Raw genomic sequence first — 26,425 nt, forward strand, 5'->3', positions numbered from 1 at the left:
GGGGCGTACGCCTATGGAAGTCCTCCAGCAATGGAAAGCGGCCTGATCACCCCACCAGCTCTCATAGGAACTGGACCACTGATGGGGGTCACGTCAACAACACCTACAGACCGCATTCGGCGCTCCAGGGGCGTACGCCCCTGGAGGTCCTCCAGCAGTGGTGAGCGGCTTGACAACCCACCAGCTCTCAGAAGCACTGGACCAGTAAGGGGGGTCACGTCAGAGGTGCCCGACTGGCAGGTGGGCTGAAGGAGTACCTGATGCAAGTCGCTCAACTCTTCCCTCTGCAGCTGGGGCTACTGCCGCCGTCCCAGCGCGGCGATGCTTATGAGATGGACGGCGAAATGTTGAGATTCCTCCGTTCCATGACCCTCCGGCATGATGCAGACCTCCCCCGGCCTCCATTCTCGGTCTCCGGAAGGCCTGGCTGAGCTTGATTCTGCTTTGCTGGTGATGCGCGACTCCACCGCCTTGATCGTTGTGGTTGAACCATTGGAGCCCATTCCATCGGGATCGCCCTCGACGACCTAAGGTTGATGGCTGGCGATGAGGTGACCGTGCCTTCCATGATGTGCACGCACATCCATGCTCGTACGCTTGACCAGATTCGGATCAACCTTCTTCACCCTGGCGGATGCACCCATCAAGGTCAGCGATCAAGGCCCTGCTCTCACGTCATTCCTATCGGCTGGCCCGATCACTGTTGCATGGAGGAAGCTATGGCCTCAATGGCATTGACAGGCGACTGATCGAGATGATTAATCCCAATCCCAGAGGCGGATACTATGTCGAGCTGGGTGCGAATGACGGCCTGCGCCAGTCCAACACCTATCTGCTGCAGTGGAAGTACGGATGGGGTGGACTGCTGATCGAGCCAAGCCCGGCTCGCTTTCTGGAATGTGTCAGAAATCGTTCCTTTGGGCGTCAGCCTGTATTTCGTTGTGCCGCCTGTGTCGATCCTGCCTACACCTCACCCTTCGTTGAGATGGAGTATTCCGATCTCATGTCGGTGGCCCTCGGGCTTGACCTCAGCCGAGAGGAGGCTCGACGACAGGCAGAACGGGGTCTGCCCTTTCTGGAGAATTCTGCCCACCGCCATCGGTTCGGTGCCGTGGCCCTCACCCTCACCGCGCTGCTCGAGCAGGCAGGGGCTCCAGCCGATCTTGATCTGCTCAGTCTCGACGTCGAAGGCAATGAGCTGGCCGTGCTGAGAGGGCTTGATCTCGAGCGTTATCGCCCCCGTTGGATTCTGGCCGAGTGTCGCGATGATGCGGTTCCTCGCCATCTCGAGGTGGCTGGCTACCGACAGCGGGAGTTGTTGAGTGATAGTGACAGCTACCGCGACATTCTCTTCCGCTCGGAATGAGCAGCACCGCCGTGATCGCACACCGAAGGCCCATGCAGCCTGCCCGTTGTCTTCGCACTTTGAAGGTTCAGCTCCGGCAGGCTCTGCTTTTAGTGCACCTGCCTCCTGGAGTGTCCCCACGGTGTTTGAGTTCGCTTCCGGATCGCCCTGACCCGCTCGTCGGGCTGGAGATCAATATCAATCACCCCGCCCCAGTTCCCTTTGCCCCGCGGTTGATGGAGTGGGCATCCATGCCGATGAACTTGTGTCGCCCCCATTGATGGCTACATCCCGCCGCCGCCGTTGATCCGGCGGTCGGGTTCTGAACCTGCAGCGACGCAATGCCCTGATCTCAGTTCAGAGTTGCAGCTGAGCGCTCAGCTGGCGTGCAGAGAGCGTTTCCAGAGCAAACCTTCACGGCCATCTTGAACACCCGCACGTCGCGCAGTGGAGCATCAACCTGCGTGCATGACAGCGTGTTTGTCTTCCCCACCGGCGAGGCCAGGAGCATCGGTTCCAGAGCTAACGCAGGAGACAGCGCAGCCGTCTGGTCAGGCTTCTGCGTCTGTTTCGTTCTGCGCTGCTCAGGTCTACGTTCCCCATCAATCACGACCAGGCTGAACACCTCTGTTCATGTCCCCTGGCGACGTACCCACGGAGAACTCCGTCATGCCCAGGTGATTCACTTCTGGGGCCAGGTCTCTCTTGCCATGGGACAAAGGCTCTCTCAGGAGATGCAAGAAATGTTTGCGCCACGCCAATCGCTATGATTGGCTGCATTCGGTCTCGGCAGGGAGGGCGACATCCACTCTCATCTGCTGCCATGTGTCGGCGCCCAGTCAACTCCTTCGTTGCTTTGAGGCCATGGGATCACTCATGTATCTTCTTCATTCCGACGTGTTGATTGATCATGGCGTTTTTTGCCTTTCCATGTCTTGTCCCTTTTGTTTGGCAAGCAATCTAGTCGGTTGCCGGTACTGATCTGATGATGGATGTCGTTGTTGGCGTTTTTGGGTATAGCAGGCCTCTCCATCTTCAGAAGGTGCTTCATGCATTGAAGGAACAGCTCAATGGCAGCCCTTTGCCACTTCACGTGTTTCTCGATGGTTCCCGTAGCCCCGCTGATACGGATAAAGTTCACCGCACCCGCAGCGTGGTCCGTGAGTTTGCTGAGGTCTGCCCGCTTGAACTCCATCTGGCCAGTGAAAATCTTGGGCTGTACCGATCTCTCACACAAGGTGTCAGTCATCTCCTCGAGCAGCATGACGCGGTGATTGTTCTGGAAGACGACATTCTCACGTCTCCCTTTTTCCTGTCCTACATGTTGAAGGGTCTTGCCCTCTACAGGGACCAACCCAAGGTGGCATCTATCAGCGGATACTCACCAGAGATGGATGATGCGTTGCCAGAAACCTTCTTTTTGCGTGGGGCGGACTGCTGGGGATGGGCCACCTGGCGAGAGCGATGGGCGCTGTATCGGCATGATGCCGCAACGATGGCCCTTGAGCTGCATGAACGTGATCTGATCTCTGCTTTTGATCCCGATCATTCCTGTGCTTATTACCGTCTCCTTCTCGACCGTGCCCAAGGACGTTCCGAAAGCTGGGCCATCTGCTGGTATGCCAGTTGCTTTCTCGCTGATTGCTACACATTGCATCCGGGGCGATCGCTTGTTCAGAGCATTGGCCTGGATTACAGTGGAGAGAACTGTGCGCCAGCTCCTCTCCTCGCCTCTGTTCTCGCAACCAATCCGGTGGAGGTGCTACCGCAAGCGGTGAAGAGCCAAGAATTCGTGTTGCAGGCCTATCGCGACCACTTCAGCCAACGGCGTCCCTTGAATGAACGCATCAGTGCGATCGGTCGCAGGTGCTATGCAGCCAGCAGGGCTGTGCTCAAAGCACTGGTGCCTTTTCGTCTCCGGCGACTGCTGCGTGGTCGAATGCCCCTTGATGGTCCTTACACCTCCTACCGGGAGGCCAGCAAGAATGCCAGCGGTTACGCTTCAACCAGCATTGTGGCCATGGTGGAGTCGGCTGCTCAAGCCGTTCTGCGTGGGGAGTGCGGCTATGCACGCGATGGGACGGTTTTCGCGCAGCCCCCTGCTGATCTGGCGATTTGCCGACTCCTGGCTGACCACCTCCATCCAGGTGATGTGATCGTTGACTTTGGTGGCGGTCTTGGCGGAACCTTCATCAATCATGCGGATCTCTTCCCGCCAGGTTGCCGGCGTATCGTGGTGGAGCAACCAGTCTTCGTGAAGCGCGGCACTGATTTCTCAACAGAGAATCAACTTGACATTCGATTCATGGGAGATCTTACTGAAGTGCCTGAGGTTGACATCGTCCTTGCTTCGGGGGTTCTCCAATATCTTGAAGACTATGCTCCTGTTATTAAGAGTTTTAACAGTTTATCTCCACGGATCATACTTCTCGACCGTACAGCGCTTGCGACTCGTGAGCGGTGGTATGTGCAACGCTGTGCGGGTTATGGGGGTGGGGATGCCCGAATTCCGTTGCGGCCGTTGAACCTTGCTCGCATCCAGTCTCTGCTGCCTGACTACACGTTATCTGAGCAGTGGTCAAACTCGTTTGATGCCGTGACTCCCAGGCACCGAGGCCTTTTGTTCGTTCGGCGTTCTCTGACGAGCTGAGATGAGTTCACCTACCATGGCGAGCCTGGCTGTTGGGAAACTGATCGGTATGTACCGGCAGGTGGGTATCGACGTCAGTGCCGACTTTGGGAACATCACACGCCTGACCCTGGAGGAGGATGCTTCCGGGCTGTTGCGCTGGCTACCACCTGTCGTTGGAAGTGATGTGTTTTATGCACAGCTTTCAGAGCGCATTGATAATTACTATCCAGCGGTCAAGCCGGAGTTCGAGATTGCGGCTGCCGCACTCCTTCCGGGCCAGCCTGTCCTGGAGATCGGTTGCGGTGAGGGCCATTTCGCTGGCTTGTTGCCCCCGGGAGACTGGTTCGGGGTCGACATCAATTCCGATGCCATCCGGCGGGCTCAGCACAAGGGGCTCAGCTGCGTCGTCTGGGATTTTCTCAAGGATGATCCTGCTGTTCTTCCGCGTCAACAGTTCCCCTTCATCTGTTCCTTCCAGATGCTTGAGCATCTGCCGGATCCTGGTCGTTTCTTCCAGTTCGCCGCCCAGCATCTCAGCCCTGGCGGTCGCCTCATCCTGGCCGTTCCTTCCCTGGATTCGTTACTGGGCAAGAATCCCATGTCCATGCTCAATGTGCCGCCCCACCATCAGACCTGGTGGTCAGACCGGGCACTGCGGGAGTTTCCTTCCGGCTATGGCTTCGTCTGCGAGAAACTCATTCATGCGCCACTTGACCCCTTTCACCATCGTGCTTTCGTCACGGTTCTCCTCAGGGACCTCCTTGCCCGCCGTCTCTCCAGGTTTCCGAGGTGGTTCTCCCAGCCGCTGAGCTCTCTGTGCTCCAAGCCTATCTCGGCCCTGACACGGATTCTGATGGAGGAAGGTTCCATCGACTCTGTGTTCGGCTGTCGCGGCCAGTCCGTCGTGGCGGTCTACCATCGTGCTGAGGATGCCTGAAATGAACGATCGTGATCGGTTTGCTGTTTGCTGCGTTTCGACCAGGCAGATGGTCGATTGCATCCACCCTCCTGGGAGATCTCTTGCCAGTCTCTTCCCCCCTGTCCTGTGCCTGACTGGCACGATCTGGTCTTGAAGAACATCCTCATCACCGGTGGCCTGGGCTTCATCGGCAGCAATCTGGCGCGACGCCTGCTTGAGGAGGGTCACAGGATCACCCTGGTCGATAGTCTGATTCCCCAGTATGGCGGTAATCTCGAAAACATCGCCGACATTCGCGATCGACTGACCGTCAACATCAGTGATGTTCGTGATCCCTTCGCGACCCGGGAGTTGCTCAAGGGTGTTGATGTCATCTTTAACCTTGCCGGGCAGACGAGTCATGCCGATTCGATGACGGATCCCTTCACGGACCTGGATATCAATGCCAAAGCTCAACTCTCTCTTCTCGAGGCGGTTCGTGATGTGAACCCAGGCGCCATCGTTGTCTTTGCCTCCACCCGTCAGATCTATGGCCGCCCCCAGTACCTGCCGGTGGACGAGGCCCATCCCATTCGTCCGGTGGATGTGAACGGGGTCAACAAGGTGGCGGGAGAGCAGTTTCATCTCCTCTATCACGATGTCTACGGCATCCGGTCCTGTGCCCTCCGGCTAACCAACACCTACGGACCCGGCATGCGGATCAAGGACGCCCGACAGACGTTCCTGGGTGTATGGGTTCGCAACCTGCTCACGGATCAGCCGCTGCTCGTCTTCGGAGACGGTAAGCAGTTGCGTGACTTCAATTATGTCGATGATGTCGTCGATGCCCTGATCCGTGCCTCGGTCCATCCGGACTGCTACGGCAAGGCATTCAATCTGGGCAGCTCCGAGGTGGTTTCCCTGGCCGACCTCGCCACTCGGATGGTCGCGATCGAACCGGAGGCCCGTTGGCAGCTGGTGCCGTTCCCGCCTGAACGCCAGCGGATCGACATCGGCGACTATTACAGCGACCACCAGCTCGCCAGCCATCTGCTCGGCTGGCAGCCTGTCGTGCCCCTGGCCGAGGGCCTGCAACGCACGGTGTCCTACTACCGTCGCCACCTCGACAGCTACCTGTGACGGCCTCCATCGCCTTCAACGATTTCCGCCGGGAGCCTGAGGCATTACAGCTAGCCCTGCTGGCTGCCGCCGAGCGGGTGATCCGCTCCGGCTGGTGGGTCCTGGGCCGTGAGGTGCAGGCCTTCGAGCAGGCCTGGGCCCTGCACTGCGGCACCGCCCATGCGGTGGGTGTGGCCAACGGCCTTGATGCCATCGAGATCGGTCTGCGGGCCCTCGGCATCGGGCCCGGCGACGAGGTCATCACCACCCCGGTCACGGCCTACGCCACCACGCTGGCGATCCAGCGCTGCGGAGCCCTGCCGGTGTTTGCCGACATCGACCCCTCCACCGCCTGCCTGGCGACCGAGTCGGTGGCGACCTGCATCGGCCCCGCCACCCGGGCCGTCCTCCCTGTGCACCTCTATGGCCGCGCCGCCGATCTGGATGGTCTGGAGGAGCTCTGCCGCAGCCATGGGCTCCATCTGGTGGAGGATTGCGCCCAGGCCCACGGGGCCCGCCACCTGGACCGGCCGGTGGGCAGCGTTGGTCGCTGCGCCGCCTGGAGTTTCTATCCCACCAAGAACCTCGGCGCCATCGGCGACGCCGGCGCCCTCACCACCGCCGATGCCGAGCTGGCCCGGGTGGCCCGGTCCCTGCGCAATTACGGCCAGAGCGATCGCTACCACCACGATCTCGCCGGCATGAACAGCCGTCTCGATGAGCTTCAGGCGGCCCTGCTGAGCGAGCGGCTTGGCTGGCTCGACGCCTGGACCCATCGTCGTCGCGAGATTGCCGGCCACTACCGCAGCCGCATCCACCACCCCCTGCTGACGCCGATGGCGGAGCCGCAGGATCCCTCCTCCCACGTGCACCATCTCTACGTGCTGCGAACACCGCAGCGGGAATGGGTTCAGGCCCAGCTGGCCGAACAGGGCGTTTCGACTCTGATTCACTACCCGCTCCCCTGCACCCGTCAGAAAGCCCTCGCCGGGCACCGGATCGCCCCCGGGGGGATTCCCCATGCCCTCGAGCACTGCCGGACGTGCTTCAGCCTGCCGATCCATCCCTTTCTGCAGGACGACGAGGTGAAACGGGTCATCGATGCCTGCAACGAGCTCCCCGATGCCCCGGCCTGATGGCAGGGCCCATGTTCTGCACCCTCTTCGACAGTGGCTACCTGCCCCAGGGGCTCGCCCTGCTGCGCAGCCTGGAGCGGCACGTGCCGGGCATGGGGCTGTGGGTGCTGGCGATGGACGATCGATCCCATCGCCTGCTCGCGGCCCTGCAGCATCCCCAGCTCCATCTGCTCCGGCTTGAGGATTGCGAGACTGATGAGCTGCGGCTCGCCCGCCGTCAGCGGTCCTGGGGCGAATACTGCTGGACCCTGACTCCCTTCCTGCCTGAGCTGGTGCTGGCGCGCGACCCCGACGCCGAGGTGGTCACCTACATCGATGCCGACTGCTGGCTGGCGGGTCCGGTGGATTCCATGCTGAACCGCTTCCAGGCCTCGGGTGCCCACTGCATGATCACCCCCCACGCCTACAGCCCCCACCGCGACCGGACCGCCACCGCCGGGACCTACTGCGTTCAGTTCATGCCCTTCCGGCGAACGCCCCAGGCGCTGGCGATGCTGCACTGGTGGCAACGGCGCTGTCTCGAGCACTGCAGCGGGAAGCTTGGGCCGGGCCCCCTGGGCGACCAGGGCCATCTGGAGGACTGGCCGGTGCGCTTCGGCGCCGATGTCTTTGTGCTGGATCGTCCGGCCCTCACCCTGGCGCCGTGGAACATCGAGCGGTTCTGGCAGGAGGCCGCGACCCAGCCATGCCTTTATCACTTCCAGGGGTTCCGTCTGTTCCGCCTCGGCCCCCTGCTGGTGATCCGTGCCACGGCAGGGGTGCCCGTGCCGCGCCGGGCCTTTCCCCTTCTGTTCACGCCTTACCTGCGGGATATTCTCGGGATGCTTCAGCTGCTCCCCAGGGCCGTTCTGGCACCCCGTTCCCTGCCGTCCCCCTGGAAGGATCCACGGGGTTTTCTGTTGCTGCTGCCGCGCCTTCTCTTCCTCCACTGGTGCGTCCGGCTGCGTCCCCTTCCCCCAGCGATGCGGGGTACGCTCCGTGGCTGATCCGCTTGATCAGATCCGCCCCCTGTTCCGTCGCCTGCGGGATCGTCTCCAGACGAGCCTGCCCGCCCGTCGGACGCCGCAGCACTTCCGCTTCATCGGCTCCCAGCGGCGTTTCCTGACCTCGCCCGACGAACAGGGCACGATCGCGTTGCTGCAGTGCCTCGCCCCGGGGCTGCGCCGCTTCCTCAACGTCGGGGCCAACGCGGGGTACTACTGCCTGCTGGCGGAGAGTCTCGGCCTGGACGTGCTGGCCTTCGAGCCGGAACCTTCGGCGTTTCGGCTGCTGCAGCGCAACCTCTGCCTCAACCACTCCCGCTGCCTGGCCATCCCGGCGGCGGTCGCCGCTGATCGGGGGCGTGCGTCCTTCTACGGCACCGGCACCGCCGGGTCCCTGCTGGCGGGCATCTCCGGCACACCGCGCTGGGACCGTCGCTCCGTCACCACGGTTCCCCTCGATGGCCTCTTCGCCATCGGTGGCATCGCGCCCCAGAGTCCCGACAGCCTCTGGCTGTTCGACTGCGAGGGCGCCGAGCCCCAGGCCCTGCGCGGCGCTTCGGAGCTGCTGCAGGCCACCCATCCCCTGCTGGTGCTGGAACTGGCGCCCGGCCGGAACCCTGAGGCCTGGCGCGACGCCCTCGCCGATCTGCTCATGGCCGGCTACAGCCATCTGCTGGCCTGCTCCTCCCTGGTGGTGGGTCCAGCGCGCTGGCGGCCGCTCCACCCCGGGGCTGTCGCCGACAGTGGCTTCCACGACAACGTTCTGGTGCTTGCCGAAGCGCACCATCAGCCGTTTCTCGAGCGGCTGCCGCCCGGGGGACCCGGGCTGGGGAGGTCCGGATGAGCGGCAGCCCCCGGCTCTGGATCCGAAGCCTCCATCACGGCCTTGAGGACATCGGGCTGCAGCCCCTGCGGCTGCTCGGCCTGCGCGGTCTGCCGGCCTACCTGCGCGATCTGGCCACCTACCGCAGGCTGCAGAGACAACACCCCAGCTCCTTCCCCAGCGTTCTGCAGCTGGCCCCACTGTTTTCGGATCGCTACGCCGGGGCCGGTGCGGGCCGTTCCCTCTACTTCCTCCAGGACCTGCTCTGCAGCAGCCATGTGCTGGAGAGGTCGCCCTGCCGCCATCTCGACATCGGCTCCCGGATCGATGGCTTCGTGGCTCAGGTCGCCGCCTCCCGGCCGATCGAGGTCCTCGACATCCGGCCCCTGCAGACCCCGCCAACGCCGAACCTGCGCTTCCGGCAGGGGGACATCCTCGACCCACCCACCACGCTGACCGGGCAGTACGAACTGGTCAGCTCCCTGCACGCCCTCGAGCACGTGGGCCTGGGGCGTTATGGCGATCCGATCGCGCCGGATGGATTCGAGCGGGCCCTGGCCCACGCGGCCGCCTTCGTGGCTCCGGGCGGCACCCTGCTGCTCTCCCTGCCCGTGGCCCGCATGGACCGTCACCTGGTGCAGTTCAACAGTCAGCGGCTGTTCTCCCACGCCCTGCTCGCCGATCTCCTGGCCCGTCTGCTGCCTGCGTTCACCCCCAGCTGGAGTTTCGTGGTCGATGACCGCCGCACCCCCGCCCGGGCGGCCGGGGGGCCGGCCGGGCTGCTGGCCGATTTCCGCGGCTTCGGCCTCTGCGGGCTCGCCCTGGACCGCCGATGACGCCGCTGCTGTCGCTCTGCATCGTGGTGCGCAATGCCGCCGGCGCGCTCACCTCCACCCTGGCGTCGGTCGAGCGGCACATCCTCACGCTGCAGGCGCTGCCTGCCGAACTGGTGCTGGTGGATGGAGAATCCACCGATGGTGGCTTCCAGCTCGCCAGCGACTGGGCTGAACGCCACGCGCTGCCGGCGCGGCTGAGCCGTCAGCGGCCCAGCGGCATCTATCCGGCCATGAACCAGGCCTGGCGCCTGGCCGGTGGGGAATGGCTGCTGTTCATCAATGCCGGCGACCTGCTGCTCGATGCCTCGCCGCTGGCGGGAGCCCTGGCGGCCGCATGCGCCAGCGGTGAGGCCAGCATCCAGTGCCAGCCCGCCATCTTCTTCCCCGGCGCCCGACGGGGGCTGTGGACACCCGGCCGCCGGCTGGCCTGCCATCAGACCCTGGTGTATCGCCGCGTGCTGCATGAGCGTTGCGGCCCTTACGACGAGCGCCTCTCGCTCTGCGCCGACACCCTGTTCATGCAGCGGATCGCTCCACTGGGCCAGGCGCTGTCGCCGCGGCTGCTGGCCGCCACGGAGGTGAGTCCGGCCAATGCGTCCCGGGATCCCCAGCGGATCGGCCACGACCTGGCCGTGATCGAGCGCCTCGGCCTTCCCATCCGGCCCTGGCCGCGGCAGCGGTGGACCCTGCTGCTCCTGCGGCTGGAGCGCCGGCTCGGCTTCAGTGTCTCCGTCTGGCTGCGGTGGGTCCTGCTGCGGCTGCAGGGCTCCGCCCGACAGGTGCCCCTTGCCTGATCGCCAGCGGCTGGTGCTGCTCCTTCAGGGGGGGCTGGGCAATCAGCTGCTGCAGATGGTTCTCGGCGAGGCCCTGGCTGCCTCCCAGGGGCGGCAGCTACAGGGGTCGACGGTGCTGCTGGACTCCCGCAGCCGCAGATTCCGGGGCCTGACGACGCGCTCCATGAGCCCGCTGGTGCGGGGGCGTCTGCCCTGCCTGCCCGTGCCCTGGCACCGTTACCTGCCCTCCCGGCTGAGGGCCCGACTGGCGGACCCTGCCTCGGCGGGGGTGCTCACAGACCGGGGGCTGGGGGAGGCGGCGTGCCATCCCGGCCTGCTGCAGCGCCTGGACTGGGTGCGGGTCATCCACAGCCATGCCACCCATCCGGCCCTGTTCGGCCCGGAGTTCACCCCCGCCTGGCAGGCCATGCTCGAGGCCCTCGGTCCCCATCGGCGGCTGCCGGCGCCCTGGGTGGCCGTGCATGTGCGCCGCACCGATTACCTCCATCCCCGCAGCGGTTTCCAACCCCTCGCCGCGTCCTATTACCGGGCGGCCCTGGCCCTGGCGACGGGGGCTTCCGCTGCAGCGGCTCCAGTGCTGGTGAACGGCTTCAGCGACGACCCCGCCTGGTGCCGCGCCCACCTCCAGGACCCCCGCTGGCGACTGGAGGTCAGCGCAGGGACGCCGGAGCAGGACCTGGCGGCCATGGCCCAGGCGCAGGTGCTGATCACCGGCAACAGCAGCCTGTCGGCCGTCGCTGCCCATCTGGCCCAGCTGCGGGATCCCGGCACCCGGGTGTACACACCGGAGCGCTGGCTGCGGAAGGAGGACGGTCGCCTGGGCGATCTGAGGAAGCCAGGGTGGCAGGTGGTGCGCCCATGACCCCCGCCGCGGTCAGCATCATCTGCCCCTACCGCAATGGGGCGGCCTTCCTGCCGGGACTGATCGCCGATGTGGGCGCGCAGGAGCACCCCGGCTGGGAGCTGCTGCTGATCGACGACGGCTCCACCGATGGCGGTGCCGATCTCGCCGCCGGCGCCGCCGCCCGCGACCGGCGCATCCGGGCCCTGACCGCGCCGCCCCGTCCGCCCGGTGCTCCAGCGGGTCCCTGGTGGCCCCGCAACCATGGCCTGGCCCAGGCCCGCCACGATCTGATCGCCTTTCTGGATGTGGACGACCGCTGGCATCCCGCCAAACTGCGGCGCCAGCTGGACCACCAGCGTCGCTGCGGTGCCGCCCTCAGCGTGACGGGCTATGCCCGCTTCGATTCTTCCGGATCCAGGCTGCTCGGCTGGCGTCTGCCGCCGCCCCGGTTCGGTTACGGGCAGCTGAGAGCCACCAATGCCATTCCGATGCTGACGCTGCTGATCGAGCGCCGCCTGTTGGTGGAGGGCTTCCAGCCCTGCCCCCACGAGGACTATCTCTGCTGGCTCAACATGTTTCGCCGTCATCGGGATCTGCACTGCGTCACGATTCCTGAGCTGCTGGCGTTCTACGGGGTGCATCCGGGCAACCTCACCGGAGCCCGTTGGCGCATGCCCCTCTGGGCCTATGACGTCTACCGGGCCCATGGCCTGGGCCGCTCGACCAGCCTGCTGTCCCTCCTGCCCTGGGGCCTTCATCAGGTGAGTTCCCTGCTGCGATCCCGTCGGCAGCCGCTCAGGACAACACTTGCCGCGGCACTTCGGGCTGAGCCCCCTTTGCCCCTGCCACCAGCCGGATCGTCTTGATCAGAATCAGGATGTCGAGCATCAGGCTGGCGTTCCTCATGTAGTAGAGGTCGTAGCTGAGCTTCATGCGGCTGTCCTCCACACTGGCGCCGTAGGGGTAGCAGACCTGAGCCCAGCCGCTCAGGCCGGGTCTCACCCAGTGCCGCACCCTGTAATGGCGGATCTGCGTTTCCAGGGTGGCTTCCAGTTCCGGCCGTTCCGGGCGGGGTCCGATCAGGCTCATCTCCCCCTTGAGAACGGAGAGGAGCTGGGGCAGTTCATCAATGCGCAGCCGCCGCAGCCAGCTGCCGATGCGGGTGATGCGGGGATCGTCGCGGCAGGCCCATCGGGCGCCGCCCGCTTCGGCTCCCTGACGCATGGTGCGCAGTTTCCAGACCGTGATCGGCCTGCCGTAGAGACCGGTCCGGAGCTGCCCGTAGAACACGGGCCCCCGATCTTCGAGCCGGATCAGCAGGGCGGCGATCAGCAGCAGCGGAGCGCTCAGGATCAGCAGCTGACTCGCCACCAGCAGATCTCCGAACCGCTTCAGTCGCCAGCCCCAGCGTCCCGGCTGAAGCTCAAAGCCCTCGGCCTGCACCAGCCAGCGGCTGGAGAAGAGCTCCGGAGGAACCCGCTGCAGATGCTGCTCGGCCCACACCACCAGCGTGCAGAAACTGCCACCGCGGGCGCGCCGGGCCAGGAGGTCCTGAAGCAGGCCGTCGCGCATGTCGGCCGTCTCGCTGACAGCGATTCCGCCGATCTTGTCGGTGATGTCGCCAGGCGCCGTCAGCAGCGCTTCGGTGGGGCAGTAGTGCAGGTCCAGCCGGTGGCGATCCCTTTCCCGTGCCAGTTCCTGCTCCAGGGTGCCGAGTTCGTCGCCGTCGCCCACCAGCAGCCAGCTCCGGCTGCGTTGCTGTCGGCGGCTTGCCCAGAGCTGGGCCAGGCCTGATCCGAGGGTCGCCCCGGCGAGCAGGGGGATCAGAAAGCCCCGGAAGGTGCGGGGATCCTTGACCTGAAGTCCCCAGTTCAGCAGGATCACCACCACCCCGAGCACGAGCAGGGCAACCAGGGCCGTATCGATCAGACGCCGGCTCTCGGCCAGCCCCTGCCCTGGCTCTGGCCTGGAGTACCGCCCCATCAGGTACGAGCTGGCGACCCAGAAGGCGATGAGCAGCCCGATCGAACGGGTGAGCCCCACCCACTGTTCGGTCTGTCGCCAGTAGAGCAGGTTGTAGAGCCCGAGCAGCAGGATGGCATCGAAGATGGCGAGTCCCATCAGCAGCCAGCGCTGTCTCAGCCAGGGGGCTCTCCACCACATGCAACCCTCGCTGCGCCGCGGAAGACTCTATGGGGTTGCCCCGGGGCGATGAATTGACCGAGGGGCACCCGATACTGCATGCTTCTGGCTGGGCCGACGCAGCCCGGATCGCGGATGTAGCTCAGTGGTAGAGCATCTCCTTGCCAAGGAGAGGGTCGAGAGTTCGAATCTCTTCATCCGCTTGTTTTCTTGAGCATCAGCTGCTGGCTCTGGGTCTGGCTGAAGCCCAGTCGCTCGTAGAAGCCCTGGCCTGATGTGGTCATCAGGTAGATGCGTTCGACGCCGGCCACCGCCGGGCCCGCCAGCAGCTCCTCGACGATGCGTCGCCCCAGGCCCCGGCCCTGCTCGTCCTCGGCCACCACCACGTCCCAGAGCACCGCCCGGAACACCCCGTCGCTGGTGGCCCTACCGAAGCCCACCAGGGCGTTCCCCCTCCAGGCGCTCACCACCACCTGGCTGCCGGCGAGCATGCGCCTCAGCTGGGCCTGGCTGCGGCCGGTGGCCCAGAAGCTGTGGCCATCAAGCAGGGCGCGCAGGGCTTCCAGGCGCCAGCGCAGGCGCAGGCAGCGAGGCCCGTGGCGGATCAGCCGCACCGGGTCGGCGTCAGGGGCCGGGGCCTCGGGCCGGGGAGGGGTGGTGCTCAACGGGCCAGGGTCGGGGGCGTCAGCAGCGAATCCTGCTCGCCGACCGGGGCCGACCTCTGGATTCCCACGGGGTGCCGGCTCCCGGGAAGGTACGGATCCCCGGCAGATCGGGCCCTGAAACCCCTTGCTGCACCTTGCTTCTTCCCTTTCAGCCCCGATTTTGCGGTGATAGGGTGAAACGATACGGACAGGCCTTTCCCATGCTCAAGCTGCTGCTGGGTGATCCCAATGCCCGCAAGCTGAAGCGTTACCAGCCTCTGGTGTCCGACATCAATCTCCTTGAGGAGGAGATCGAGCCCCTCAGCGACGAAGAGCTGCGCGGCCTGACGGCGGAGTTCCGCCAGAAGCTGGAGAAGCCCGAGTCGGCGGCGCGGCGCAAGGCCCTGCTCGACGAGCTGCTGCCCCAGGCCTTCGCGGTGGTGCGGGAGGCGGGCAAGCGGGTGCTGGGCATGCGCCACTTCGACGTGCAGCTGATCGGTGGGATGGTGCTGCACAACGCCCAGATCGCCGAGATGAAGACCGGCGAGGGCAAGACCCTGGTGGCCACCCTGCCGGCCTACCTCAACGCCCTCACCGGCCAGGGGGTGCACGTGGTCACCGTCAATGACTACCTGGCCCGCCGTGACGCCGAGTGGATGGGTCAGATCCACCGCTTCCTGGGCCTGAGCGTCGGCCTGATCCAGCAGGACATGAGCCCGCCGGAACGACGCCGCAACTACGCCTGCGACATCACTTATGCCACCAACTCCGAGCTGGGGTTCGACTATCTGCGCGACAACATGGCGAGCGACATCGCCGAAGTGGTGCAGCGGGATTTCCATTACTGCATCATCGACGAGGTGGATTCGATCCTCGTCGACGAGGCCCGCACCCCCCTGATCATCTCCGGCCAGATCGAGCGGCCGCAGGAGAAGTACATGCAGGCGGCCCGGATCGCCACCGAGCTGGCGCGGGCCGCCGAGATGGGCAAGGACGGCATCGACCCCGAAGGCGACTACGAGGTCGACGAAAAGCAGCGCAACGTGACCCTCACCGATGAGGGCTACCAGAAGGCCGAGCAGCTGCTGGGCGTGCAGGACCTCTTCGACCCCCAGGATCCCTGGGCCCACTTCATCAACAACGCCCTCAAGGCGAAGGAGCTGTTCGTCAAGGACGTCAACTACATCGTCCGGGACTCCGATGCGGTGATCGTCGATGAGTTCACCGGCCGGGTGATGCCGGGCCGCCGCTGGAGCGATGGCCTGCACCAGGCGATCGAAGCCAAGGAGGCCCTGCCGATCCAGCCCGAGACCCAGACTCTGGCCAGCATCACGTACCAGAACTTCTTCCTGCTCTACCCCCGGCTGGCGGGCATGACCGGCACCGCCAAGACCGAGGAGGTGGAATTCGAGAAGACCTACAAGCTTGAGGTGGCCGTGGTGCCCACCAACCGGCCCCGCTCCCGCTCCGACTGGCCCGACCAGGTCTACAAGACCGAAACCGCCAAATGGCAGGCGGTGGCCGCCGAAACCGCCCAGGTGCATCAGGCCGGCCGGCCGGTGCTGGTGGGCACCACCAGCGTGGAGAAGTCGGAGCTGCTCGCCACCCTGCTGCAGCAGCAGGAGATCCCCCACAACCTGCTCAACGCCAAGCCGGAGAACGTGGAGCGGGAAGCCGAGATCGTGGCCCAGGCGGGCCGGGCCGGGGCCGTGACCATCGCCACCAACATGGCCGGCCGGGGCACCGACATCATCCTCGGGGGTAACAGCGACTACATGGCCCGGCTCAAGCTGCGCGAGGTGTTGCTGCCGCGGCTGGTGCGCCCCGAGGAGGGCCATCGGCCACCGGTTCCGCTGCAGCGCTCCAGTGAGGCTCCCGCCGGTTTCGGCGGCGCCGTGGCGCCGACCTCCAGACCGGCCGGGGAGGCCAGGGCCATCGGCAATCTCTATCCCTGCGCCCTCTCTGAGGACACCGACAAGGCCCTGGCGAGCTTCTGCCGGGAGCTGGTGACGGCCTGGGGTGATCGGGCCCTGACCGTGCTGGAGCTGGAGGACCGCATCGCCCAGGCGGCGGAGAAGGCCCCCACCGACGATCCCCAGATCCAGCGGTTGCGGGAGCTGATCGCCCGGGTGCGGGCGGAGTACGACGAGGTGGTGAAGCAGGAGGAGGCCCAGGTGCGCGGCGCCGGTGGTCTGCACGTGATCGGCACCGAGCGCCATGAATCGCGCCGGGTCGACAACCAGCTGCGCGGCCGGGCCGGCCGCCAGGGAGACCCGGGAAGCACCCGCTTCTTCCTCTCCCTGGAAGACAACCTGCTGCGCATCTTCGGCGGCGACCGGGTGGCGGGCCTGATGAACGCCTTCCGGGTCGAGGAGGACATGCCGATCGAATCGGGCATGCTCACCCGCTCTCTGGAAGGGGCGCAGAAGAAGGTCGAGACCTACTACTACGACATGCGCAAGCAGGTGTTCGAGTACGACGAGGTGATGAACAACCAACGCAAGGCGGTGTACACCGAGCGGCGCCGCGTGCTGGAGGGACGGGAGCTCAAGCAGCAGGTGATCGGTTACGGCGAGCGCACCATCGACGACATCGTCGAGGCCTATGTCAATCCGGACCTGCCGCCCGAGGAATGGGATCTCACCCGTCTGGTGGACAAGGTCAAGGAGTTCATCTATCTCCTGGAAGACCTTGCGCCTGAGCACGTGGCTGGGCTCACGATGGAGGAACTCAAGGCCTTCCTGCAGGAGCAGATGCGTAATGCCTACGACATCAAGGAGGGCCAGATCGATCAGATGCGCCCCGGGCTGATGCGGGAGGCCGAGCGCTATTTCATCCTCCAGCAGATCGACACCCTCTGGCGCGAGCATCTCCAGGCCATGGAGGCCCTGCGGGAATCGGTGGGCCTGAGAGGCTATGGCCAGAAGGACCCCCTGATCGAGTACAAGAACGAGGGCTACGACATGTTCCTCGAGATGATGACCCAGATGCGCCGCAACGTGATCTACTCGATGTTCATGTTCCAGCCCCAGGTGCCCCAGGCCGTCACGGCCTGAGGGACGTCTGATCCTCGTTCGCGGTTTCCCCGAGGAACTCGAGGATCTCCCGGTCGCGCAGGTTCTGGGCCTTACCGCTGCAGGGTTCCTTCAGGGGACGGCCGGCGGCCACTTCCTGCAGGCAGGCCTGCAGCCGATTGACATCGTTCTCCAGGCTGTCGATCCGCTCCATCAGGTTGCGGATCACCCCCGCTTCCGCGTCCGGCAGGGCCGAGTGGGCCAGGGGGTCGATGCGGGCCCCCGCCTGGTGGATCACCCGGCCGGGGATGCCCACCACCGTGCTGTCGGCCCCCACGTTGCGCAGCAGCACCGAGCCGGCGCCGATGCGGGTGTTGGTGCCGACGGTGATGGCTCCCAGCACCTTGGCGCCGGCTCCCACCACCACGTTGTCCTTCAAGGTGGGATGGCGTCTGCCGTGCTCCTTGCCGGTGCCCCCGAGGGTCACCCCCTGGTAGAGGAGGCAGTTGTCACCGATGACGCTGGTTTCGCCGATCACCACCCCCATGCCGTGGTCGATGAACACCCCCCGGCCGATCCGGGCGCCGGGATGGATCTCCACCCCCGTGAGCAGCCGGCCCAGCTGGCTGAGCAGACGGGGGATCAGGGGCAGCCCCAGACGCCACAGCCGGTGGCTGACCCGGTGCAGCTCCAGGGCATGGAAGCCGGGGTAGCAGAGCAGGATCTCCAGCGTGCCCCGGGCCGCCGGATCTCTCTGCCGGATGATGGCCAGGTCGGCCCTGAGTGCGTCGAGCATGGGGTCCGCGTCATCAGGCCGCCAGGAGACCGATCTCCTTGCGCAGTTGATCGATGGTGGCGCTGCCAAGGTAGCTCTGGGCGCAGTGCACCATGGGCAGCCGCATCAGCTGGGCGCGGTTCTGACGCAGAGTCTGCTCCACCAGCGGAAGGCTGGGCTTGTCGCAGATCACATGGCTGGAGGCCCGCAGCAGGGCCAGCAGGCGGCTGCTGGTGTCGGGATTGGCGGTCATCACCAGCAGTTCGTTGCCCCGCATGCTGTGCAGGATCACCTCGGCGGCCCGCAGGATCCCCGGGCTGATGCTCACCAGGCCCACGCAGCTGCCGGGCCGCAGTTCCTTGAGCATGCCCAGCTCATGGCCGAAATCGTTCAGATCCACGGGCACGGCCCGCACCCCGTGCACCTTGGCGATCTGCTCCACCTCCTGCAGGAAGTAGCGACTGGTGACCACCGTGCCCTTGCTGGAGGTCTCCAGCACCGACTCGAGCTCCTCGATCGGCACCACCTCCACCGGCACCTCCAGGTTGGGCCTCAGTTCCTCGGCGATCAGGATCGAGGCGCCGATGTCCTCCCTCGAGGTGCTCACCAGCACCCGGGCACCGCAGCGCAGCCGCCAGTCGATCTCCCGGGTCAGCAGCTCCCTCGCCTGTTGCAGGGTGCAGCCGGCGTTGAGCAGCCCGTCGACGCTCTGGCGAACCTCCCGGTCGATGTCGGGCATGGCCTTGATGCGCAGGCCCGGGGGAGGCTTGATCTCGCGGGGGTTCTGTTGATCGCGCACGTAGATGCCCGAGCCCGCCATGGCCTCCACCACCCCGTCGGTCTCGAGCTGGCGGTAGACCTTGCTGATCGTGTTGCGGTGCAGGCCGGTCTGCATGGCCAGCTGGCGGGTGCTCGGCAGCCGGTGGCCCGGCGGGTAGTGCCGGGCGGCGATGGCGAAGCAGATCTGGTTGTACAGCTGGGTCGACGCCGGGATGTCGCTCTCCTGCTGAATGTGGAATCGCACGCCGGAGGGGCCAGGTGGTCAGGCCGCCACCCTACGGAGCTTTGGCCCCCGTGACAATTCCCCCGTTGGCATACGACCATGTGCCGGTTACCCTGTGCCGGTTTGCCGTCCACCGATCCTCCCGGTCCTGGGGACCCCACCAACGCCCTGCCGCCGGAGGGGGTGAGGGCCGACTGGCTGCGGCTGGATCCACGCCGGCCGGAGCAGGTTCCCCTGCGCTGCTGGTGGGCTCGCCCGGCCCACGGATCTCCCAGGGGTGGGGTGCTGGTGCTGCCGGAGGTGTTCGGCATCAATCGCTGGGTCAGGGGCGTGGCGGAGCGGCTGGCGGCGGAGGGGTATGGGGCCCTGGCCGTGCCTCTCTACGGGCGCACCGCCCCAGAACTGGAGCTGGGCTACGGCCCGGAGGATCTGGCCCTGGGCCGCCGCCACAAGGAACGCACCCGCACCGACCAGCTGCTCAGCGACGGGGCCCTCGCCGCCGACTGGCTGCAGGGGCAGCTGGTGCCGACCGGAACCGGAGCTCCTCCGCCGGGGCTGGGTTGCGTGGGGTTCTGTTTCGGGGGCCATGTCGCCCTGCTGGCGGCCACCCTGCCCCAGGTGAAGGCCAGCGTCGCCTTCTATGGAGCGGGGGTGGCGTCGGGGCGCCCCGGTGGCGGCCCCCCGAGCCTGGCTCTGGTGCCCGCCATCGCCGGTTCTCTGCTGTGCATCTGCGGCAGCGAAGACGCCCTGATCCCACCGGCCGACGTGGCGGCGATCGAAGCGACCCTGGCGGCCGCCAACGCCGGGCGGTCTGCGGCCCCGGCAGGCCCTGCCCCCCACCGGCTTGTGGTGCTCGAGGCGGGCCACGGATTCATGTGCGCCGAACGGCCTGACCATCGCCCCGCGGCAGCGGCAGCGGGATGGGAGCTGCTGCTGGACCACTTCCTGCGCGAACGGGTCAATGGCCGCGGGCCTGGCCCCGTCGGGAGCTGAGGGCGGGCTCAGCCCGCCGAGGCAGCGGCAGTCTTGCCGGCGGCCTGCTTGCGCGGGCTCAGAAACATGATCATGTTGCGGCCCTCCCGCTTGGGGGGCTGCTGGATCTCGGCGCTCTCTTCGAGGTCCTTGGCCATGCGATAGAGCAGCTGTTCCGCCAGGGCGGTGTGCTGGATCTCCCGGCCCCGGAAGATCACCGTGCACTTCACCTTGTCGCCGGACTTGAGAAAGCGGACCGCCTGACCGATGCGCACCTGATAGTCGTGCGAATCGATCTTGTAGCGCATCTTGACCTCCTTCACCTCGGTCTGGTGGGATTTCTTCTTGGCCTCCTTGGCCTTCTTCTCCTGCTCGAACTTGTATTTGCCGTAGTCCATGATCCGGCAGACCGGAGGGTCGGCCTTCTCGCTCACCAGGACCAGATCCAGCTCGCGCTCGCGGGCGACATCCAGGGCCGCCTCTCGGGTGATGACTCCCAGTTGACTGCCGTCTGCATCCACCACACGGAGGTTGGGGTAGCTGATGCGGTCGTTGATGTTGGGGAGCTCCCGCACGGGAGCACGGCGATCAAAACGGGGACGGGGAGGCATTCACAGGGGCGGTTAGGCCCTTACCCTAAACCGCCCCTGGCCGCCCTCAGGGCCCGCTGAAGCACATCCGCCTCCGGTGGCGCTGCGCTGGCCCGCTCCGTCAGCCAGAGGGGGTGGTGCTGGCGCCGGAACCAGGTGCGCTGGCGCTTGGCGTATTGCCGGGTGCGTCGCTCCGTGCGGGCGATGGCCTCCGCCCGGGTCAGCTCCCCACGCAGCAGCAGGGCGGCCTCTCCGTAGCCGATCGTTGCCAGCAGCGGGCACGCGGGGCCGAAGCGTTCGATCAGCGCCGCGGTCTCTTCCACCAGGCCCCCCACGAAGAGGGCGTCGGTGCGGCGCTGGATGCGCTGGGGCAGGTCTGACGGATCCAGCCCCAGTTCGACCACCCGCCAGGGGGGCGGCCGGTGGCCCTGCTGGGACGACAGGGGCTGGCCGGTGGCGTACAGCACCTCCAGGGCCCGGCTGGTGCGCACGGCGTCGGTTGCGGCGATGCGGTTGGCCGCCAGCGGATCCCCCTGGGCCAGCAGCCGGTGACAGATGGTCTGGCCCAGGGCGGCGAACTGGGCCCGCAGGGCGGGCTGGGGGGGCACCGCCGGCGGCTGCAGCCCGGTGAGGAGGGCCTTGAGATAGAGGCCGCTGCCGCCCACCAGCAGTGCCACGCCCCGGCGGCGATGCTCCGCCGCGATCGCGGCAACGGCCAGGGCGGTGAATTCCTGCAGGTTGATCGGATCGTCGGGCTCACGCAGATCCAGCAGCTCGTGGCGCACCCGGGCCCGCTGGGCCTGGGTGGGCTTGGCTGTTCCCACGTCCATGTGCCGGTAGAGCTGGCGGGAATCCACCGACAGCACGGCCAGGTCGAGGGCCTCGGCCAGCTCGATCGCCAGGGCGGTCTTGCCGCTTGCCGTCGGGCCCAGCAGGGCGATCACCAGGGGTGGATCAGCGCCGGATTCGGCTCCAGGGGAGGACGCCACGGGAGGTCGGAGCAGGCGGTCGGTGGAAGCGGCCAGGGGCGCTGGCTGCAGCCGGCTGCGGCGGAGAACAGAGCCATCCTGCCGGAAGCGCTGTCAGGAGGCGATTGCACCCCCAGGGCAAATCGGTTCTCAGAGGCGCCTCTGTGGCCCTACGGGACGGCGATGGTAGATTCGCCCTCGTGGAGCGTCCCTCGGAACCGCTCTGCCCCATTGCCCCGGGATCCGCCGTCCTTCGTCTGCCCCCTGGGGAGCCCTTTTTCTGAATGAGCGACGCCATCAAAGTCGAAGCGGCCTACGGCGCCGAGCAGATTCAGGTGCTGGAGGGCCTGGAGCCGGTCCGCAAACGGCCCGGGATGTACATCGGCACCACCGGTCCCCGGGGTCTGCATCACCTCGTCTATGAGGTCGTCGACAATTCGGTGGACGAGGCCCTGGCCGGCCACTGCGACGAGATCCTCGTGTCGCTCCACGACGATGGCTCCGCCAGCGTCACCGACAACGGCCGCGGCATCCCCACCGATATCCATCCCCGCACCGGCCGCAGTGCCCTCGAGACGGTGCTCACCGTTCTGCATGCCGGCGGCAAGTTCGGCAGCGGCGGTTACAAGGTCTCCGGCGGCCTGCACGGCGTCGGCATCTCCGTGGTCAACGCCCTCAGCGAGTGGGTGCAGGTGACCGTGCACCGCCAGGGTCAGGTGCACCGGCAGCGGTTCGAGCGGGGGCTGCCCATCGGCACCCTGGTCTCCGAGGACGCTCCTGAGGCTCGCACCGGCACCGCGGTGCGCTTCAAGCCCGACGTCGAGATCTTCAGTGGCGGGATCGACTTCGACTACCACACCCTCTCCGCGCGCCTGCGGGAGCTGGCCTATCTCAATGGCGGCGTCCGCATCGTCTTCCGCGACGAGCGGCCCGCTGCGGCCAGCGCCGACGGCACCCCCCACGAAGAGACCTACCACCACGAAGGCGGCATCAAGGAGTACGTCGCCTATATGAACGCGGAGAAGGATCCGCTTCACCCCGAGATCATCTATGTGAACGCCACCAAGGATGGCGTCCAGGTGGAAGCGGCCCTGCAGTGGTGTGTCGATGCCTACTCCGACAGCATTCTGGGCTTCGCCAACAACATCCGCACCGTCGATGGCGGCACCCACATCGAAGGCCTCAAGACGGTGCTCACCCGCACCCTCAACACCTTCGCCAAGAAGCGCGGCAAGCGCAAGGATGCCGATGCCAACCTGGCCGGTGAGAACATCCGGGAGGGTCTCACGGCCGTGCTGTCGGTGAAGGTGCCCGACCCGGAGTTTGAAGGGCAGACCAAGACCAAGCTGGGCAACACCGAGGTGCGCGGCATCGTCGACACCACCGTCGGTGAGGCCCTGGGGGAATACCTGGAGTTCAACCCCCAGGTGATCGATCTGATCCTGGAGAAGGCGATCCAGGCCTTCAATGCGGCCGAGGCGGCCCGGCGGGCGCGGGAACTGGTGCGGCGCAAGTCGGTGCTGGAGAGCTCCACCCTGCCCGGCAAGCTGGCCGACTGCAGTTCCCGGGATCCGAGCGAATCGGAGATCTACATCGTGGAGGGGGATTCGGCTGGTGGCTCCGCCAAGCAGGGCCGCGACCGGCGCTTCCAGGCGATCTTGCCCCTGCGGGGCAAGATCCTCAACATCGAGAAGACCGACGATGCCAAGATCTACAAGAACACTGAGATTCAGGCCCTGATCACGGCCCTTGGGCTAGGGATCAAGGGTGAGGATTTCGACGAGAAGAATCTGCGCTACCACCGCATCGTTATCATGACGGACGCCGATGTGGATGGCGCCCACATCCGCACCCTGCTGCTCACCTTCTTCTATCGCTATCAGAAAGCCCTGGTGGAAGGGGGCTATATCTACATCGCCTGCCCGCCTCTGTATAAGGTGGAGCGCGGCAAGAATCACAACTACTGCTACAACGAAAACGAGCTCAAGAAGGTGCTCGAGGGCTTCGGCGAGAAGGCCAACTACAACATCCAGCGCTTCAAGGGCCTCGGTGAAATGATGCCCAAACAGCTCTGGGAAACGACCATGGATCCCGAGACCCGCATGATGAAACGGGTCGAGATCGAGGATGCGCTCGAGGCCGACCGCATCTTCACGATTCTCATGGGCGACAAGGTGGCCCCCCGCCGGGAGTTCATCGAAACCCACAGCGCCGAGCTCGACTTCGCCCAGCTCGACATCTGATGTCAGCCCTCCATCCCAGGACGGTTCCTGCCGGGCCCGCCCGGGGTGCTGGTTCCCCCTCCCCGGGCGGTTGGCCGGCCTGGCGCTGGGCCGCCCTGCTGGGTTTCGCCCTGCTGGCCCCGGCAGCCCTCCCGGCCGGAGGAGCGGAACGGCGACTGCCCGATGTGCGCCGCCGGGAGCGGCTGGGGGAGCCCCTGCTCAGCGATGGCACCACCCACCTCCATTGCGCCCCTGGGCGCGAGGCCCCTGTGCTGGTCCGCCTTGAGCCCGGCGCACCGTTGCGGGTGCTGCGTCAGTGGCTTGAGCCTGGGGGTCGGCGCTGGCTGCAGGTGGAGGCGTCCACCGGTGCCGGACGGGCCAGCCGCGGCTGGCTGGCCGGCTGAACAGGGATCACTGGGGAGGAGGCCCTGCCGGGGTTCAGGCCGCCAGCGCCGTTTCGATGGCGGCGATCAGTTCGGCTCCATCCGGCTCCACGGCGCTCTTGAAGCGGGCCAGCACGGTGCCGTTGCGGCCGATCAGGAACTTCTCGAAGTTCCAGGCCACGTCGCCGGCGGGCTCGGTCTGGGTGAGGGTGTCGTAGGGGGCAGTCTTTGTGCCGGTGGCGTGCACCTTGTCGAACAGCTCGAAGCCCACGCCATAGGTGCTGGAGCAGAACTGCTGGATCTCCTCAAGGCTGCCGGGCTCCTGGGCGCCGAAGTCGTTGCAGGGAAAGCCCAGCACCGCGAAGTCCCGGGTTCCGAAGCGGTCCTGGAGGGCCTGCAGTCCGGCGTACTGGCGGGTGAAGCCGCAACGACTGGCCACGTTGACGATCAGCAGCACCGTCCCGGTCCACTCGCCCAGGCGGCGCTCCTGGCCGGCGGCAGTGCGCACCACCACGTCGCTCACGTTCGGGGCCATGGGTGTCTGGGTCAGGGAGGACGCCGCGGACATTAGCGGCCCAGCCCATACACTCGTACCCACCGGCATCCGAGGACCGATGGCTGAGGCCTCCGCCGTTGCCGAGGTGGTGGCCCGCCAGCTGGAGGGTCTGCTCCAGGCCGGCAACTACGACGGCGCCAAACTTCTGCTGGAACCGGTGCAGCCGGTGGATGCGGCCGAAGCGATCGGCACCCTGCCGCGCACCCTGCAGGCGCTTGCCTTCCGGTTGCTGCCCAAGAACGAAGCCATCGAGGTGTACGAATACCTCGATGGCTCGGTGCAGCAGACCCTGCTGGACCGGCTGCGCTCCGGCGAGGTGCTGGAGCTGGTGGAGGAGATGTCGCCGGACGACCGGGTGCGGCTGTTCGATGAACTGCCCGCCAAGGTGGTGCGGCGGCTGCTGTCGGAGCTCAGCCCGGCGGAGCGGCGGGTCACCGCTCAGATGCTCGGCTATGAGGCGGAAACGGCCGGCCGTCTGATGACGACCGAGTTCATTGACCTCAAGGAGTTCCACAGCGCCCAGCAGGCCCTCGACATCGTGCGCCGTCGGGCCCGCCAGACCGAGACCATCTACAGCCTCTACGTCACCGACGCCTCCCGCCATCTCAGCGGCATCGTCTCCCTGCGGGATCTGGTCACCGCCGATCCGGAGGACAGGCTCGGGGATGTGATGACCCGCGAGGTGCTGAGCGTCGCCACCGACACCGACCAGGAGGAGGTGGCCCGGGTGATCCAGCGTTACGACTTCCTGGCGGTGCCGGTGGTGGACCGGGAGCAGCGGCTGGTGGGGATCGTCACGGTGGACGACGTGATCGATGTCATCCAGCAGGAGGCCACCCGCGACCTCTATGCCGCGGGGGCCGTTCAGGCGGGCGACGAGGACGACTATTTCCGCAGCAACCTGTTCACCGTGGCCCGCCGCAGGGTGGTGTGGCTTCTGGTTCTGCTGGTGGCCAACACCGGCACCTCGGCGGTGATCGCCTCCGAGCAGCTGGTGCTCAAGCAGGTGGTGCTTCTGGCGGCCTTCATTCCGCTGCTGATCGGCACCGGCGGCAATGTGGGAGCCCAGAGCTCCACCGTGGTGATCCGTGGCCTCAGCACCCAGCGGCTCCAGTCCCTGGGCCCCTGGCGCACGATCGGCCGGGAGCTGATCGCCGGAGCTCTGCTGGGGGGCCTGCTGGCAGTGGTGGTGGTTCCCTGGGCCTGGACCATGGGGGGCAGCTCCCTGGTGGCGGCCTCGGCCGGTATCAGCCTGGTGGCGATCACCACCCTGGCTGCCACCGCCGGCGCCGCCCTGCCCCTGCTGTTTGCCCGGATCGGCCTGGATCCGGCCCTGATGTCGGCCCCGTTCATCACCACGGCCACCGATGTGGCCGGCGTCTTCATCTACCTCAAGACCGCCCAGGTGCTGCTGCCGCGCCTGGGCACCGGCTGAGTCGGGGAGACACGGTTCGCGGGGCCAGGAAAGTTCCTGAGAGGAGTTCACATTTGTTTATGTTAGGCTTTACAGACCGTTATGTCCCAGATTCATGGTCGTCGCCCTCGCCCTTGCCCAGCCGTCCACCGCTCCCGCCCGCTCCGTCGTCAGCCCCTCCTCCGGCCGTTCCATGCCCCCGGTGGATGGGGATCTGGTCCGTTCCTACCTGCGCGACATCGGCCGTGTGCCGCTGCTGAGCCATGAGCAGGAGATCACCCTGGGCCGTCAGGTGCAGGAGCTGATGGCGCTGGAGGAACAGCGTGAGGAGC

At 66.3% G+C, this 26,425-nt stretch carries 24 protein-coding genes and 1 tRNA gene; 18 read left to right on the forward strand and 7 right to left on the reverse strand.

Translation table 11 applies throughout. The features are described from left to right. Positions 1-634 precede the first annotated feature (634 nt). The 11 genes from KUG41_RS04960 to KUG41_RS05010 all read left to right on the forward strand — a co-directional run bounded on the left by KUG41_RS04960 (position 635) and on the right by KUG41_RS05010 (position 12,276). Complete coding sequence (locus KUG41_RS04960; RefSeq protein WP_216901695.1) at positions 635-1,366, forward strand: FkbM family methyltransferase; 732 nt, start codon at positions 635-637, stop codon at positions 1,364-1,366. A gap of 967 nt (positions 1,367-2,333) precedes the next feature. After that, positions 2,334-3,995, forward strand: coding sequence for a methyltransferase, TIGR04325 family (locus KUG41_RS04965; RefSeq protein WP_216901697.1), 1,662 nt, complete (start codon positions 2,334-2,336; stop codon positions 3,993-3,995). 16 nt (positions 3,996-4,011) lie between these two features. Beyond that, positions 4,012-4,914, forward strand: a complete 903-nt coding sequence (locus tag KUG41_RS04970) for a bifunctional 2-polyprenyl-6-hydroxyphenol methylase/3-demethylubiquinol 3-O-methyltransferase UbiG (RefSeq protein ID WP_216901698.1) — start codon at positions 4,012-4,014, stop codon at positions 4,912-4,914. Between the two features lie 132 nt (positions 4,915-5,046). Next, entirely contained in the window at positions 5,047-6,015 is a 969-nt protein-coding gene (locus tag KUG41_RS04975) for an NAD(P)-dependent oxidoreductase (RefSeq protein ID WP_254216855.1), read from the forward strand. Beyond that, entirely contained in the window at positions 6,012-7,130 is a 1,119-nt protein-coding gene (locus tag KUG41_RS04980) for a DegT/DnrJ/EryC1/StrS family aminotransferase (RefSeq protein ID WP_216901700.1), read from the forward strand. The genes KUG41_RS04975 and KUG41_RS04980 overlap by 4 nt, the downstream gene beginning before the upstream one ends. Positions 7,131-7,141: 11 nt before the next feature. Continuing rightward, positions 7,142-8,116, forward strand: coding sequence for a hypothetical protein (locus tag KUG41_RS04985; protein ID WP_216901701.1), 975 nt, complete (start codon positions 7,142-7,144; stop codon positions 8,114-8,116). Further along, complete coding sequence (locus tag KUG41_RS04990) at positions 8,109-8,957, forward strand: FkbM family methyltransferase (RefSeq protein WP_216901702.1); 849 nt, start codon at positions 8,109-8,111, stop codon at positions 8,955-8,957. The genes KUG41_RS04985 and KUG41_RS04990 overlap by 8 nt, the downstream gene beginning before the upstream one ends. Beyond that, the gene (locus tag KUG41_RS04995) at positions 8,954-9,772 is read left to right on the forward strand and encodes a DUF268 domain-containing protein (protein WP_216901703.1); all 819 of its coding nucleotides are present in this window, start codon (positions 8,954-8,956) and stop codon (positions 9,770-9,772) included. The genes KUG41_RS04990 and KUG41_RS04995 overlap by 4 nt, the downstream gene beginning before the upstream one ends. Beyond that, entirely contained in the window at positions 9,769-10,566 is a 798-nt protein-coding gene (locus KUG41_RS05000) for a glycosyltransferase (protein WP_216901705.1), read from the forward strand. Before KUG41_RS04995 ends, KUG41_RS05000 begins: the two co-directional genes overlap by 4 nt. Continuing rightward, a complete protein-coding gene (locus KUG41_RS05005; RefSeq protein WP_216901707.1) occupies positions 10,559-11,428 on the forward strand; it encodes an alpha-1,2-fucosyltransferase in 870 nt (289 codons plus the stop codon). The genes KUG41_RS05000 and KUG41_RS05005 overlap by 8 nt, the downstream gene beginning before the upstream one ends. Further along, a complete protein-coding gene (locus KUG41_RS05010; RefSeq protein ID WP_216901709.1) occupies positions 11,425-12,276 on the forward strand; it encodes a glycosyltransferase family 2 protein in 852 nt (283 codons plus the stop codon). The genes KUG41_RS05005 and KUG41_RS05010 overlap by 4 nt, the downstream gene beginning before the upstream one ends. Here the strand turns inward: KUG41_RS05010 and KUG41_RS05015 are convergent. Next, on the reverse strand, positions 12,206-13,573 hold the full coding sequence (locus tag KUG41_RS05015; RefSeq protein WP_254216856.1) for an exopolysaccharide biosynthesis polyprenyl glycosylphosphotransferase: 1,368 nt from the start codon (positions 13,571-13,573) through the stop codon (positions 12,206-12,208). The genes KUG41_RS05010 and KUG41_RS05015 overlap by 71 nt on opposite strands. A 110-nt stretch (positions 13,574-13,683) precedes the next feature. Here KUG41_RS05015 and KUG41_RS05020 point away from each other — a divergent pair. Further along, a tRNA-Gly gene (locus KUG41_RS05020) sits at positions 13,684-13,755 on the forward strand. Here KUG41_RS05020 and KUG41_RS05025 read toward each other — a convergent pair. After that, positions 13,747-14,217, reverse strand: a complete 471-nt coding sequence (locus KUG41_RS05025; RefSeq protein ID WP_216901711.1) for a GNAT family N-acetyltransferase — start codon at positions 14,215-14,217, stop codon at positions 13,747-13,749. The two genes, KUG41_RS05020 and KUG41_RS05025, sit on opposite strands and share 9 nt — an antisense overlap. A gap of 200 nt (positions 14,218-14,417) precedes the next feature. Between KUG41_RS05025 and secA the strand changes: the two genes are divergently transcribed. Next, positions 14,418-17,252: a preprotein translocase subunit SecA gene (secA, locus tag KUG41_RS05030; protein ID WP_216901713.1), complete on the forward strand. Its 2,835-nt coding sequence runs from the start codon at positions 14,418-14,420 to the stop codon at positions 17,250-17,252. On the opposite strand, the gene cysE is transcribed toward secA, so the two are convergent. Further along, positions 17,242-18,006 (reverse strand): serine O-acetyltransferase, encoded by a 765-nt coding sequence (gene cysE / locus KUG41_RS05035; RefSeq protein ID WP_216901715.1) that lies wholly within the window; start codon positions 18,004-18,006, stop codon positions 17,242-17,244. The two genes, secA and cysE, sit on opposite strands and share 11 nt — an antisense overlap. Before the next feature lie 13 nt (positions 18,007-18,019). Beyond that, on the reverse strand, positions 18,020-19,009 hold the full coding sequence (locus KUG41_RS05040; RefSeq protein ID WP_216901717.1) for a GntR family transcriptional regulator: 990 nt from the start codon (positions 19,007-19,009) through the stop codon (positions 18,020-18,022). A 102-nt stretch (positions 19,010-19,111) separates the two neighbouring features. Between KUG41_RS05040 and KUG41_RS05045 the strand changes: the two genes are divergently transcribed. Beyond that, entirely contained in the window at positions 19,112-19,981 is an 870-nt protein-coding gene (locus KUG41_RS05045; protein WP_254216857.1) for a dienelactone hydrolase family protein, read from the forward strand. A gap of 8 nt (positions 19,982-19,989) precedes the next feature. On the opposite strand, the gene infC is transcribed toward KUG41_RS05045, so the two are convergent. Together infC and miaA are read right to left on the reverse strand one after the other, a co-directional pair. Next, entirely contained in the window at positions 19,990-20,571 is a 582-nt protein-coding gene (infC, locus tag KUG41_RS05050) for a translation initiation factor IF-3 (protein ID WP_216901729.1), read from the reverse strand. 20 nt (positions 20,572-20,591) lie between these two features. After that, positions 20,592-21,554, reverse strand: a complete 963-nt coding sequence (gene miaA / locus KUG41_RS05055) for a tRNA (adenosine(37)-N6)-dimethylallyltransferase MiaA (RefSeq protein ID WP_371734031.1) — start codon at positions 21,552-21,554, stop codon at positions 20,592-20,594. A gap of 248 nt (positions 21,555-21,802) precedes the next feature. Between miaA and gyrB the strand changes: the two genes are divergently transcribed. Further along, complete coding sequence (gyrB, locus tag KUG41_RS05060) at positions 21,803-23,761, forward strand: DNA topoisomerase (ATP-hydrolyzing) subunit B (protein WP_216901733.1); 1,959 nt, start codon at positions 21,803-21,805, stop codon at positions 23,759-23,761. Continuing rightward, positions 23,761-24,144 (forward strand): SH3 domain-containing protein, encoded by a 384-nt coding sequence (locus KUG41_RS05065; protein ID WP_254216858.1) that lies wholly within the window; start codon positions 23,761-23,763, stop codon positions 24,142-24,144. Before gyrB ends, KUG41_RS05065 begins: the two co-directional genes overlap by 1 nt. A 34-nt stretch (positions 24,145-24,178) precedes the next feature. Here KUG41_RS05065 and KUG41_RS05070 read toward each other — a convergent pair whose 3' ends face one another. Then, positions 24,179-24,658 carry a glutathione peroxidase gene (locus KUG41_RS05070; RefSeq protein ID WP_216901735.1) on the reverse strand — a complete coding sequence of 160 codons (480 nt, stop codon included), beginning with the start codon at positions 24,656-24,658 and terminating at the stop codon, positions 24,179-24,181. Positions 24,659-24,737: 79 nt separating this feature from the next. On the opposite strand from KUG41_RS05070, the gene mgtE reads away from it, so the two are divergent. After that, the gene (gene mgtE, locus KUG41_RS05075; protein ID WP_216901737.1) at positions 24,738-26,114 is read left to right on the forward strand and encodes a magnesium transporter; all 1,377 of its coding nucleotides are present in this window, start codon (positions 24,738-24,740) and stop codon (positions 26,112-26,114) included. A 94-nt stretch (positions 26,115-26,208) separates the two neighbouring features. After that, on the forward strand, positions 26,209-26,425 hold a 217-nt coding region (locus KUG41_RS05080; protein WP_305798561.1), incomplete at its 3' end, for a sigma-70 factor domain-containing protein.

This window comes from Synechococcus sp. CCY 9618 (assembly GCF_019038415.1).
Taxonomy (GTDB): Bacteria; Cyanobacteriota; Cyanobacteriia; order PCC-6307; family Cyanobiaceae; genus Cyanobium.